This window comes from Massilia sp. METH4 (genome assembly GCF_037094685.1).
Classification (GTDB): Bacteria; Pseudomonadota; Gammaproteobacteria; order Burkholderiales; family Burkholderiaceae_D; genus Rugamonas.
This window is the reverse complement of the sequence record NZ_CP146614.1, coordinates 24372-35911: the sequence shown is the minus strand read 5'-3', so window position 1 is coordinate 35911 and position 11540 is coordinate 24372. Positions and strand designations below refer to the sequence as shown.

The 11540-nt window shown below is 64.6% G+C and carries 9 protein-coding genes and 1 tRNA gene; 6 read left to right on the top strand and 4 right to left on the bottom strand.

Going from position 1 to position 11540, the window contains the following annotated elements:
• The first annotated feature begins 28 nt into the window (after positions 1 to 28).
• Positions 29 to 1879: a methyl-accepting chemotaxis protein gene (locus V6Z91_RS00165; protein WP_338765027.1), complete on the top strand. Its 1851-nt coding sequence runs from the start codon at positions 29 to 31 to the stop codon at positions 1877 to 1879.
• 67 nt (positions 1880 to 1946) lie between these two features.
• Positions 1947 to 2022: transfer RNA gene (locus tag V6Z91_RS00160), tRNA-Asn, on the top strand.
• Positions 2023 to 2602: 580 nt separating this feature from the next.
• On the opposite strand, the gene V6Z91_RS00155 is transcribed toward V6Z91_RS00160, so the two are convergent.
• Both V6Z91_RS00155 and V6Z91_RS00150 read right to left on the bottom strand, forming a co-directional pair.
• Positions 2603 to 2986: a hypothetical protein gene (locus V6Z91_RS00155; protein WP_338765024.1), complete on the bottom strand. Its 384-nt coding sequence runs from the start codon at positions 2984 to 2986 to the stop codon at positions 2603 to 2605.
• A gap of 3 nt (positions 2987 to 2989) precedes the next feature.
• On the bottom strand, positions 2990 to 3562 hold the full coding sequence (locus V6Z91_RS00150) for a hypothetical protein (RefSeq protein ID WP_338765021.1): 573 nt from the start codon (positions 3560 to 3562) through the stop codon (positions 2990 to 2992).
• Positions 3563 to 3749: 187 nt separating this feature from the next.
• Here V6Z91_RS00150 and V6Z91_RS00145 point away from each other — a divergent pair, with 187 nt between their 5' ends.
• Positions 3750 to 4241 carry a type VI secretion system tube protein Hcp gene (locus tag V6Z91_RS00145; protein ID WP_338765018.1) on the top strand — a complete coding sequence of 164 codons (492 nt, stop codon included), beginning with the start codon at positions 3750 to 3752 and terminating at the stop codon, positions 4239 to 4241.
• A gap of 133 nt (positions 4242 to 4374) precedes the next feature.
• Here the strand turns inward: V6Z91_RS00145 and V6Z91_RS00140 are convergent, their stop codons facing one another.
• Together V6Z91_RS00140 and V6Z91_RS00135 are read right to left on the bottom strand one after the other, a co-directional pair.
• Positions 4375 to 4920, bottom strand: coding sequence for a type 1 glutamine amidotransferase domain-containing protein (locus V6Z91_RS00140; RefSeq protein ID WP_338765015.1), 546 nt, complete (start codon positions 4918 to 4920; stop codon positions 4375 to 4377).
• 125 nt (positions 4921 to 5045) lie between these two features.
• Positions 5046 to 5714: a hypothetical protein gene (locus tag V6Z91_RS00135; protein WP_338765012.1), complete on the bottom strand. Its 669-nt coding sequence runs from the start codon at positions 5712 to 5714 to the stop codon at positions 5046 to 5048.
• A 122-nt stretch (positions 5715 to 5836) separates the two neighbouring features.
• On the opposite strand from V6Z91_RS00135, the gene V6Z91_RS00130 reads away from it, so the two are divergent.
• The 3 genes from V6Z91_RS00130 to tagF all read left to right on the top strand — a co-directional run bounded on the left by V6Z91_RS00130 (position 5837) and on the right by tagF (position 11482).
• Positions 5837 to 6667 carry a M15 family metallopeptidase gene (locus V6Z91_RS00130; RefSeq protein WP_338765010.1) on the top strand — a complete coding sequence of 277 codons (831 nt, stop codon included), beginning with the start codon at positions 5837 to 5839 and terminating at the stop codon, positions 6665 to 6667.
• A gap of 82 nt (positions 6668 to 6749) precedes the next feature.
• Positions 6750 to 10514 carry a type VI secretion system membrane subunit TssM gene (gene tssM, locus V6Z91_RS00125; RefSeq protein ID WP_338765008.1) on the top strand — a complete coding sequence of 1255 codons (3765 nt, stop codon included), beginning with the start codon at positions 6750 to 6752 and terminating at the stop codon, positions 10512 to 10514.
• Positions 10514 to 11482 carry a type VI secretion system-associated protein TagF gene (gene tagF, locus V6Z91_RS00120; RefSeq protein ID WP_338765005.1) on the top strand — a complete coding sequence of 323 codons (969 nt, stop codon included), beginning with the start codon at positions 10514 to 10516 and terminating at the stop codon, positions 11480 to 11482. Before tssM ends, tagF begins: the two co-directional genes overlap by 1 nt.
• The last annotated feature ends 58 nt before the right edge of the window (positions 11483 to 11540 follow it).

The window sequence follows — 11540 nt, the reverse complement described above, 5'->3', positions numbered from 1 at the left end:
TGCATGCGTAATCGTAGGGAAGAGAAAGATGAAGTTCGCTTACAAGTTCAGTTCCATCAAGGCCCGCCTGACGGGGGCCGGGGTTGGCATCGTGGTCGTCGCGCTGATGGCGGTGGCGGCAGCCAATTTCATGACGATCCGCGTGAATACGATGGAAGCCATCAACAGCCAGCTCAGCCAGATCCTCGACAGCCAGTCCAGGATGATTGCCGAGTGGGCCAAGGTGCAACGCGCCGTCGTGTCGTCCGTGGCCTTGAACGCGGGCGCCAGCGACATCCTGCCGTTCCTGCGCGCCGCCAAGGTGGCTGGAGCGAGCGAGAGCAATTACATCGGCTATGCCGACAAGCGCTACCTGTTCGAGCCGGTGGAGCCCGGCTTGCCGAAGGATTACGATCCTACCGCGCGCCCCTGGTACCAGGAGGCCATGCGGACGAAGGGGCCGATCCTGACCGCACCCTATGTCAGTGCTTCCAACGGGCGCGTGGTAGTGACCTTCGCCGAGCCGGCCAAGGATGGCAGTGCCGTCGCCGCCATCGACGTGATGCTCGATGCCGTGGTCCGCACCGTCGCCTCCATCAAGCCGACGCCGCACAGCTACGGCATCCTCACTGACGGTTCCGGCATGATCATTGCCCATCCGGACAGCAAGCTGGCGCTCAAGCCGCTCAGCGACAACGCCGCCGAACTGTCGGGCAAGGCGCTGCAGGAACTCGTGTCGTCCCAGCAGGTACGGGAAGTCACGCTGCATGGCCGTGCCGCACTGTTGCGCGCCAGCCGCGTGGAAGGCACCGAATGGATACTGATCGTTGCGCTGGACAAGGAAGAAGCCACGGCGGCATTGAGCGGCATCCTGACGAGCTCCCTGGTCACGGCGATCGGCGCCGCCGGCGCGGCGGCCCTGGTTCTCGGCCTGATCATCAGCCGCATCCTGCGCCGCATGGACGAAGTGCGCGACGCGCTCGAGGATATCGCTTCGGGCGACCGCGACCTGACGCGCCGCCTCGACGCCGGCGGCAGCGACGAGCTGTCGCAGATCGCCCGCGCTTTCAACAACTTTGCCGACCAGATCGCCAGCGTGCTGGTCGAGATCCGGCAGTCCAGCGATTCGGTCAAGGTGGCCGCCAAGGAAATCGCCGCGGGCAACCTGGACCTGTCGACGCGTACCGAACACCAGGCCGGCTCCCTGCAGGAAACCGCTTCGGCGATGGAAGAGCTGACCTCCACGGTCAAGGCCAATGCCGAGAATGCGCGCCAGGCCAACAAGCTGGCCGAAAGCGCGTCGGCGGTGGCGGTGCAGGGCGGATCGGTCGTCTCGAACGTGATCAGCACCATGAACGATATCAGCGCGGCCTCGCAGAAGATCAGCGACATCATCGGCGTCATCGATGGCATTGCGTTCCAGACCAATATCCTGGCATTGAACGCGGCCGTGGAAGCGGCGCGGGCAGGCGAGCAGGGGCGCGGCTTCGCCGTGGTCGCGTCCGAGGTGCGCAACCTGGCGCAACGCTCGGCCGGGGCGGCCAAGGAAATCAAGGAACTGATCGGTAACTCGGTCGGCCGCGTCGAGGCAGGCAGCCTGCTCGTCAACCAGGCCGGCCAGACGATGGATGAAGTGCTTGCCAGCGTGCAGCGCGTGACCGGCATCATGCGCGAAATCCTCGGGGCGACCGAGGAGCAGTCGGCCGGCATCGAGCAAGTCAACCTGTCGATCGGCGAGATGGATAGCGTGACCCAGCAAAACGCCGCGCTGGTCGAGGAGGCGGCCGCCGCCGCCGGTTCGCTGCAGCAGCAGGCAACGGTCCTGGCCGATGTGGTCGGCGCCTTCAAGCTGGACCATGCCGCAAGCACGACACGGACGGGCGTAGCGCTGCTGAACTGATAAGCACGAAAAATCCAGGCCGTTGACTGGACAGTTGCTTACGGCCTGACTATAATACGGCCTCTTTTCCCTGATAGCTCAGTCGGTAGAGCGACGGACTGTTAATCCGCAGGTCCCTGGTTCGAGTCCAGGTCGGGGAGCCAGAATACTGCACGAAGCGAAAAGCCCAGCCCTGACCGGTTGGGCTTTTGGCATTTCAGGGGCGCCTGTTTGCATATAGGGCCCATGGGCTGCTGACGAGTGGGGGCTAACTCCCTTAGGCTGGCCTCGCGTGGCGCAGCGGGGCACTCTGCCGGACGGTCATGCCGCGCCTGGATGCGGGATGCTGCAGCATGAGAGAAATCCTGGCGATTGCACCGTGGTCAGCAATGGACTAGACAATACGTCTTCACCTTTGTTCGCTTGATCATGAACCTCCTATCCAACATCTCTGATGAGTCACGCCGGCAGATTCACCGTTGATCCTCCTCGCAGCGGACTGGTCGCGTCGAGCGCGGGAACTAGGCAAACTTTGCGCGAGACCTTTTCTTCTCGGGCGAAACGCCTTCACGAGCTTGGCCAACGGTCGACGGGTCCTTAAACGCTCGCCCTGAGCGCGGATCTACGTCGCGGACGTACAATGTGAAGAGCCCGGCAGCGATGTCGGGCTATCCACTTACGTTTGTTGGGCCACCCATATCCCGATTGCTAAAGTGCCTCGTTAGCTCCAGTCCTGGTATTGCGTCACGATTCAAGTGACGCCCACGGCCAAGGCGAACCGATGTCGCGGAGCGCTGCCTTCACTGATACGTGCATATGATGCGTGTGACCGTTCTTGCCGTCGTATGGCCGCCATCCTTTGTCCGGCATCTCGGCGTTGTAAATCTTCCGGTTCCAGATTACGTAGCTTACTCGAAAGTCCAACAATACTAGCTTGGCAAAGAAGTGGCAATCGACACCGTTGTCGGGATCGTGCGTCAGGTCGAAGGCATTACCGTCGTTATGATCGCTTTTCCTATTCTGATGTGAGGTGTCTCCCATGATGCCGTCCGCAACACGGCTGCGGTTGGGGCAGAGTGCAGTCGCATCTGCGAGCGCGCGTTTGCATGCTGCTGAAGGCTGTGCCATAGGTCATCCTTTCGTTGAAGTTATAACGTTTGAATTACGTGGAAGGCATGCCGCGTGCACGTCGTCGGCAAATTGCCTGGCTCGATCATTAGCATGAGGAGTCTTGGCATCGACAGTATGTGTAACGCAAGCGGAATTCTGGGATATTCTCGCTACTACCAAGATGGATCGGCGTTTTGGCGTACCAGGATCGCTTTGATCCAGAGTGTTAAGACGCACTATCAAAGCGACAGGAAATGATTGTTGTGCTTGCCGATACAAGCGCCATTCGGCTTTATTGCCCAGGCTGGAAAAACCTGGCGTTACAACGTCCCAGTAGTCGAGCGGAAATGTCTTCTTGTCCGGTGTGACGATGTTGACCGAGCTGCGCTCGTCGTCATTCAGTACTTGCAGCCGGTAACCGCGGATTCCGGTGCAATCCAGGGTGTACGCGCCGGTCAACTCATCGTCAATATGCTTGATACAAGTCTTGCCGGAAACATCTGTGTAGACGCTGGTCGAGCGCTGTTGCTCGGCGAAACTGCCGGTGGAGGCAACAAGGGCCACGGACGTCAATAAAATCATATCGGATCGCATGGGTTTATCCTGGTGGTGGCCATCGATCATAGCGAACGGTTTTCTCAGGTTCATTGACGCCTGACACGCTATGGCGTGCCGGGCTTTCACCTATCTGAGTTGTAACAACATACAATGTTTCGCGCTAGCCGAAAATCGAACTCAGCTTATTTTCTATGTTCGACAATTCCTGACTTCTGGAGGACGCATGGCAATCGATGTCTATTTACAGATTGACGGTATCAAAGGCGAATCTGCGGACGATCGGCACAAGGATTGGATCGAGTGTACGTCTGCCGTTTGGAGCGTAACTCAGCCCAAATCAGCGACTTCTTCTACTGGTGGCGGGCACACTGCGGAACGCTGCGAGCATGGTGGTGTTGTGATATCGAAATTGGCTGATCTCGCATCGCCACTGTTGCTTCAGACTTGCTCAGCTGGGAAAACGATTCCGAAAGCGAAACTCGAATTCATGCGTGCGGATGGGCAGGGCGAAAGAGTGAAGTACTTCGAGGTCGAACTTGAAAATGTGCTAATCGGTGCGGTTGTACCGAACATCATGGGCGGGAATATATTGTCGGAATTTGTCAGCTTAAAATTCTCGAAAGTGAAATGGAAGTATGCCCAGCAGAAGGTAACCGGCGGACTTGGAGGAAACACTGCGGGAGGCTGGGATCTGTCCAGGAATCGAATCTGCTAAAACCGGCTGTTCGACGCCTGCTGACCGCGCGACGCGTTTGATCGGGTAGCCTTGAATATCGAATCGGATGTGTAGAACTGTCCAAAGAAGCCCGGCGCAGGTGCCGGGCTTTTTACATTGGCTGTGCCGCCGGTCAGGCAGCCAGCTGCTTCAGGATCGCCTCATTGAACGCCGGAATGTCGTCCGGCTTGCGACTGGTTACGAGCTTGCCGTCCACGACCACCTGCTGATCGGTCCATTGGGCGCCGGCGTTGGCCAGGTCGAGCTGCAAGGTCGGCCAGCTGGTCACGCGCTTGCCCTTCACGAGGTCGGCGTCGATCAAGGTCCAGGGGCCGTGGCAGATCGCGGCGATCGGCTTGTTCTCGCGGCCGAATTCTCGGATGAAGGTGATCGCTTCCGTCGACAGGCGCAGCTGGTCCGGGTTGGCCACGCCGCCGGGCAGCACCAGCGCGTCGAAGTCGATCGGACGGGCGGCGCGCAGATCGAGTTCCACGTCGAATTTCTCGGCCGGATCGAGGTGGTTGAAACCCTGGACCTGTTCGCCCTTGGCCTTCGGCGACACCAGCGTCACCTGCGCGCCGTGCTGCTCCAGGAACTTGCGCGGTTCCGTGTATTCGACCTGTTCCACGCCATCGGTCATCAGTACCGCCACTTTCTTGCCGTTGAGTTGTTGCGTCATCGTGTTCTCCTGTGTGAATACGAGGGCGACAGGATGCCACGGTCCTGCTCAGCGCGATGTGCGCGCGCGAACGTTTCTGGCAAGTGGAAGAGCCGACCGCGCGGAGTGCGGCCGGTGGAGGATGGCTATTCGACGTGGCAGGCCTGGTCGCCCGCCCGGGTGGCGCAGATGCGCAGCCCGCACAGCCGGCCTTCCTCGCCGCCGACACGGCGACACCGCTGCAGCAGGCTTGCCGTGCTGTCGCCGGCACGCGCCTCGATCACGTCATGCTCGGCCGCATGGGCAACGATCGCGGATAGCAGGGCCACGTCCGTGTCCGGCGCTGCACGTGGCGGGCTGCGCGGCTGTTCCCGTCGGGCGGCGGTGACCTGCTTTGGTTTGGGTTTCGGTTTCGGATGGGCACGCGCGGCCACCTGTTCGCGACGCATCACGACCGTGGCGATCGGCGTGGGAGCGAGCACCGCGGCCAGGGCGGGCGACGGGGCGCTGGCCGGCGGAGGGGCCTCGTCGACGATGGCGGCGGCTTCGGTATCGGCGCTGGGGGCGCTCGCCGGTGCCGGCACCGGCGCGGCCTGGCTGAAGGCGGGTGGCGACGGCAGCACTTCATCCACCATCAGCGGCGATGGGCCGCTGTACAGCCACCAGGCCAGGACCGCGCTGACCATGATGCCGCCGCTTACGACCATGAGGGCGCCCCGCGCGGCCGATGGCGCGGCGATGCCGGGGCGCCGCGGCGGTTCCGCGGCCTTGTGTTCGAGGCTGGCCAGTATGCCCCTGGGTTTTGATGAATCCAAGGTAGTCCTCCAAAGCTTGATGTAGGCGTCCTGCCCGGACATGGCCATGTTCTACGATGGGCGGCCCGTCCGCCGGCCAGTGTCGCGCGGGCGGTTCCCGATGGTCTTGACGGAGCGCACCCATGTTTCTCGTTTCCATGCTGCTGTTGTTTGTCGCCGCCTGCGCGGCCGGCTGGCTGCTGGTCTTCCCGTCCGGGCGGGATCTTGCCGGCATGGCGCTGATGCGCTTTGCCCGCGATATCGACCGTGCCTGGCACGGGGCGAATGCGCAGGGAGCGCAGGGTCTGCTCTCGGTCTGGAGGGCCTTGCGCCGCCAGGGCCAACGGGCGCCGCACGTGGCGCGGCGGCACCCGTGGCTGACCTGCGGCTGTGCCGCGCTGGTGCTGATGCCGCCGCTGCTGGCCCTATTGCTGGCCGGACGCGCGGAGCTGCCGGGCGTGCCCGCCCCCGACCATGCGGTGAACGAGCAGGTGGCCGAGCTGCTGCGCGGCGAACGGCTGATCGCGCCGACGCCGCTGCCGCCGGCCGTGTTCACCACCGCCGAAGTCACGCTGGTACGGCCGCAACTGGCCAGCGCCAACCGCAACTGGGACTTGCTCGACCCGGACTTCACGCAGCGGCTGCTGATGGTGTTCAAGGTGATGCGCGACCAGTATGGCTACGAGATGGTGCTGCTGGAAGGGTATCGGAGCCCCGAACGCCAGAACGAGCTGGCCGACGCTGGCGGCCACGTTACCAATGCGCGTGCTTTCCAGAGCTGGCACCAGTTCGGCCTGGCCGGCGATTGCGCCTTCCTGCGCAACGGCAAGGTGGTGATCTCGGAAAAGGACCCGTGGGCGATGCGCGGCTACGAGCTGTATGGCCAGGTGGCCGAAGCGGCCGGCCTGACCTGGGGCGGGCGCTGGAAAATGATGGATTTCGGCCACGTGGAACTGCGCACACGCCGCCGCTGACATTGCGTGAGGTTGCGGACTATCAATTAATTTCCGTAAGGATAGTGGCACCATCATCCGATCCGAAACCAACGGGTGCCACATGATGCGACGAATCTGGCTGTTCCTGACGGACTCCCGTCACCTTGCGATCGTAGGCCTGGTCGCGATGGCGGGTCTTTACTATCTCGGCGCCGAGCTCCTCGAGCTCGCGCTGATATGGGTCATCGGCGCCACGTGCGCGACAGTACTGGTCTGGCTGTTCGTGCGATGGCTGCGGCGCCACCTGGCGGCGCGCAGCGCGGCCCGGCTGCAACAGGCGATCGAGGCGGAGCCGTCCAGCACCGCCAATGGCGACGTGGACGTACTGCGCGCCGGCTTGCTCGATGCGATCGAGACGATCCGCGGCTCGAAGCTCGGCATCACGACCGGCAGCCGCGCCCTGTACGAACTGCCGTGGTACATGATCATCGGGAACCCGGCCGCCGGCAAGAGCAGCGCGGTCGTCAACTCGGGCCTGCAGTTTCCCATCGCCGACAACAAGGTGGTGCAGGGCGTGGGCGGCACCCGCAACTGCGACTGGTTCTTCACCACCGAGGGCATCGTGCTCGATACCGCGGGCCGGTATTCGGTGGACGACGAGCACCGCGGCGAGTGGCACGGCTTCCTCGACCTGCTGAAGAAGCACCGCGCGCGGGCACCCATCAACGGCATCCTGATCGCCGTCAGCATCGCCGAGCTGCGCGGGCCCGATGCCGATGCCGGCATCCGCCTCGCGCGCAGCCTGCGCAAGCGCGTGCAGGACCTGATCGAACGGCTCGAAGTGTTCGCCCCGGTCTATGTGGTCTTCACGAAGGCCGACCTGATCGCCGGCTTCGCCGAATTCTTCGCGCCGTTCGAACGGACCGAGCGCGAACGCCCCTGGGGCGCGACGATGCCTTACCAGCGCAAGGCCGGCACCCAGGAAATCCTGGCGTTCTTCGACCAGGCCTTCGACGAACTGCACGAGGGCCTGAAGGAAACCTGCATCGCCAACATGACGTTGCAGCGCCGCGACCGCCTGCCTTCGGGCACGTTTACGTTCCCCCTCGAGTTCTCGTCGCTGCGGGTGCCGTTGCGTGCCTTCCTGGCCACGCTGTTCGAGGAAAACCCGTTCCAGTTCAAGCCGGTGTTCCGCGGCTTCTACTTCACCAGCGCGCTGCAGGAAGGCGTGCCCGAATGCGCGCAGTCGCGGCACGTGGTGCAGCGCTTTGCCCTCACGGGCCGGTCGGAACCGGAGCCGCAGCATGACCTGCGCCAGACCGGCTACTTCCTGCTCGACCTGTTCCGCAAGGTGATCTTCGAAGACCGCAACCTCGTTTCGCAATACGCCAGCCGCAGCAAGATGCAGCTCAAGTACGGCGCCTTCGTCGTGGTCGCCGTCGCGCTGGGCATGTCGCTGGCCGGCTGGAGCTGGTCGTACCTGGGCAACCGGCAGTTGCTGGCGACCGTGCAGGGGGACCTGGACAAGGTGGTGCGGCTGCAGGATGGCCGCCTCGACCTGCAATCCCGGCTGGAGGCGCTCGACGTGCTGCAGCGGCGCATCGAGCAGCTGGAGAAATACCGCCAGGATCGGCCGTGGGCGCTGTCGCTCGGCCTGTACCAGGGCGCGCTGCTGGAGCGCAAGCTGCGCGAGGAATTCTTCGGCGGCGTGCGTGAAGTGTTGGTCAAGCCGGTGGCTGCCAACCTGGAAGCGCTGCTGTATGAAATGAACGCGAACGCCGCCCAGCTCTCCGCTCTGGCCGCGGCGGCGCAGCAGAGCGCGCAAGGCACCGCGCGGGCCTACGCGGATGCCTCGCCCACCAATGTGGAAGATGCGTACAACGCGCTGAAGACCTACCTGATGCTGGCCGATCCCGCGCACGCCGAGCCGGGCCACCTGAACGACCAGCTGACGCGCTTCTGGCGCGGCTGGCTGGAAGCGAACCGGGGCACGATGCCGCGCGAGCAGATGATCCGCAGCGCCGAGCGGCTGTTGACGTTCCACCTCGCGCAGGTCGGCGACCCGTCGTGGCCACGCATCGAGCAAAAGCTGGCGCTGGTGGACACGGCGCGCGAGAACCTGCGGCGCGTGGTGCGCGGCATGCCGGCGCGCGACCGCGTGTATGCCGAGATCCGGGCCCGCGCCGCCACCCGCTTCCCGGCCATGACGGTCGGGCGCATCGTCGGCGAGCAGGATGCGGTGCTGGTGCAGGGCAGCCATGCCATCTCCGGCACGTTCACCCGCGAGGCATGGGACAAGTACGTGGCCGGCGCGATCCGCGATGTGTCGGCGAAGGAGCTGCAAAGCACCGACTGGGTGCTCAAGACATCCAGCCGCGACGACCTCACGCTGGAAGGAAGCCCGGAGCAGATCGAGAAGAACCTGGTCGACATGTACAAGGCCGACTACACGCGCGAATGGCAGAAGTTCGTGCAGGGTATCGCGATCGCCGACATGAACGGCTTCAACGGCGCCGTGGTGGCGATGAACCGGCTGGGCGATCCGCAGGCGTCGCCGATCGCCAAGATCCTGAACACGATCCATGAACAGACGGCATGGGACAACCCCACGGCGATCAATGCCCAGATGAAGGAGGCGCAGACCGGCTTCGTCAACTGGATCAAGACGCGCGTGATGCAACGCGCGCCGTCGTCGGTGAACTCGAACGTGAACGTCAACATCCAGCTGGGCGGCGCGGGCTTCGACAAGGCACTTGGCCCCATCGGCCGCGAGTTCGCGCCGGTGGCGCGCATCGTCGGCAAGCACGACAGGGACGCCTCGCTGCTGCGCTCCTACCTGGACACGCTGTCGCGCCTGCGCACCCGGCTGAACCAGCTGAAGAACCAGGGCGATCCCGGGCCCGGCGCCAAGGCCTTCATGCAGCAGACGCTGGAGGGCAGCGGTTCCGAGCTGGCCGACGCGCTGCGCTTCGTCGACGAGCAGATGCTCAACGGGATCAGCGACACGCAGAAGGGCGCCATCCGGCCGCTGCTGGTGCGCCCGCTGATGCAGACCTTCGCCGTGATCGTCGGCCCGGCCGAGACGGAAATCAACAAGACCTGGCTGGCGCAGGTGTACGAACCGTTCAACCGCACGCTGGCGAACAAATATCCGTTCGCGCCGTCGGCCCGCATCGAGGCGAGCCAGGCGGAGATCGCCCAGTTCTTCGGGCCGGAAGGGCTGGTGGCGAAGTTCGTCACCACCGCCATGGGGCCCCTGGTGGTGCGGCGCGGCGACGTGCTGGCGCCGCGCACCTGGGCCGACATGGGCATCACCTTGCAGCCGCAGGCCATGCAGCGCTTCCCCAGTTGGGTGGCGGCGGGCGGCGCCGGCGCATCGGCCGGTGCGGCGCAGACCGTGTTCCAGATCCTGCCGATTCCTTCGCCCGGCACCATCGAGTACACGGTGGAGATCGACGGCCAGCAACTGCGTTACCGGAACACGCCGCCGCAGTGGACCAGCATGGTCCATCCGGGCCCCCAGGGCGTGCCCGGTGCCCGCATCACGGCCGTGGCGTTCGACGGGCGCAATGTGGAACTGTTCAACGAGGCGGGGCAGTTCGGCCTGAAGCGCATGATCGACGCGGCCGAGAAGAAGCGCAAGGAGGGCGGGGTGCACGAGCTGCGCTGGAGCGCCGAGGGCCTCTCGGTAGCGGTCGACTTGCGCATCACCAGCAGCCCGGCCGTCAGCAGCGACGCGGCCACGCCGCAGCAAGGCTTCACGGGCATGCGGCTGCCCGAAACGATCGTCGGCGGCGCGCCGGCGATGGCGACCCAGGGCATGCCGGCCGCGCCGCCCCCGGTCACGCAGGCCACCGCGCCCGCGATTGTTGGAGGAGTACAGTAATGAGCACATTCCGCATCGGCTATTTCGGCAAGCTGCCGGCCCGCTCCGATTTCGTGAAGGGCGGCACGCAGTACGAACTGACCACCCTGATCGACGAATGGCTGGCCGGCATGATGAACCAGCTGACGACCAATCCGCGCTGGAAGCAGCATTACGATGCCGCGCAGCCGCTGCATTTCGCCTTCGTCGGACCGCGCAACCACGTGGCGGTCGCCGGGCACCTGGCGGCGAGCAACGACCAGTCGGGCCGCCGCTATCCATTCATCGCGATGGGCACGCTGGAAGTGCCGCAACCGGCATCCTTCCTTGCCGTGAGCCCGTTTGCGCTGGCGCCGCTGTGGCAACGGCTCGGCACCCTGGCGGACGACGTGCTGACCGCCGCCGATCCGACGGTGCCGCTGCAAGCGCTCAACAAGGCGGTGCTCGATACCGATGCCCCCGGCAACGGCCACGCGGCGGCCCTGGACCGCTTTACCGCCGGCACCGATATCGCCACGCTGGAAGCCATGCTGGCGCACGGCGAGCAGCGCTGTTCGGTACGCGGCATCGTTCTGGGCATCGGGCTGCTGCTCCAGCCTTTCGCCTGGAGCGGCGGCAAGGAACTCGACCGCGGGTTTGCCTTGCCGCTGCCACGCCAGCCCGAGCAGCGGCCCGCGGCGGCAGCCTTCTGGCTGGCGCTGATCGCGCCCTTCCTGCAGCGCACGGACATCGAGCTGGCCCTGTTCGTGGCCGAGATCGGCGAGCGGGCGATGCTGGTGGTCGGGTTTTCCGGCGCGTCGTCCGGCGCGCTGCAGGCCATCCTCGATCCCGAGGCGGCCGCCGCCCATTTGATCGGTTTCGACGACACGGGATGGGTGGACGGCATGATCGCCGCCGATCACGCCGTGCTGCGCCTGTCCGCCTGCCTGGCGCAGGGCAGCCTGTCGCTGGCCGCCGTGCGCGACCTGTTCCGCGAAACCTTTGCCTGACGGGAGATCGACGATGAAGACCATGATGCTGGGTGTGGTGGCCCTGCTGGCAACGGTG

Coding starts and splice junctions, on each gene's coding strand:
- V6Z91_RS00165 (WP_338765027.1), top strand. CDS start 29: ATGAAGTTCGCTTACAAGTTCAGTTCCATCAAGGCCCGCCTGACGGGG.
- V6Z91_RS00155 (WP_338765024.1), bottom strand. CDS start 2,986: ATGGCACAGCCTTCAGCAGCATGCAAACGCGCGCTCGCAGATGCGACT.
- V6Z91_RS00150 (WP_338765021.1), bottom strand. CDS start 3,562: ATGCGATCCGATATGATTTTATTGACGTCCGTGGCCCTTGTTGCCTCC.
- V6Z91_RS00145 (WP_338765018.1), top strand. CDS start 3,750: ATGGCAATCGATGTCTATTTACAGATTGACGGTATCAAAGGCGAATCT.
- V6Z91_RS00140 (WP_338765015.1), bottom strand. CDS start 4,920: ATGACGCAACAACTCAACGGCAAGAAAGTGGCGGTACTGATGACCGAT.
- V6Z91_RS00130 (WP_338765010.1), top strand. CDS start 5,837: ATGTTTCTCGTTTCCATGCTGCTGTTGTTTGTCGCCGCCTGCGCGGCC.
- tssM (WP_338765008.1), top strand. CDS start 6,750: ATGATGCGACGAATCTGGCTGTTCCTGACGGACTCCCGTCACCTTGCG.
- tagF (WP_338765005.1), top strand. CDS start 10,514: ATGAGCACATTCCGCATCGGCTATTTCGGCAAGCTGCCGGCCCGCTCC.